The 422-nt window shown below is 59.2% G+C and carries 1 protein-coding gene; it reads left to right on the forward strand.

The features are described from left to right. Positions 1-28: 28 nt before the first annotated feature. Positions 29-422 (forward strand): YqgE/AlgH family protein (locus D7Y13_RS43615; protein ID WP_208734688.1); only part of this gene is annotated, 394 nt, incomplete at its 3' end.

The raw sequence follows: 422 nt of genomic DNA on the forward strand, positions 1-422 counted from the left end.
TGTGGGACGATCGGGATAATCTTGAGCCATGAAGATTCCGCGGAAAACTTTGAAAAAGAAGGAACCGCAGGGGTACCTGGACGGTCAGATGCTGATCGCGACCCCCGCGATGACCGATGAACGCTTCATGCGCAGCGTGATCTATCTGTGTGCCCATTCGTCCGAAGGTGCGATGGGGATCGTGGTGAATCGCCCGGCCCCGAATATCAAATTCCCGGATCTGCTGGTGAAGCTGCAGGTCATCCCGCAAGCCGAGGTGACCGACGCTGCGGCGCGGCCGGACAGTGTCAGGGTGATGAAGGGCGGCCCGGTCGAAGCCGAACGCGGGTTCGTTTTGCACAGCGCGGATTTCTTCATCGAGAATTCGACGCTGCCGATCGATGACGGCATTTGCCTGACGGCGACGCTCGACATCCTGAAGG

Source organism: Corallococcus praedator (assembly GCF_003612125.1).
GTDB classification, from domain to species: Bacteria; Myxococcota; Myxococcia; order Myxococcales; family Myxococcaceae; genus Corallococcus; species Corallococcus praedator.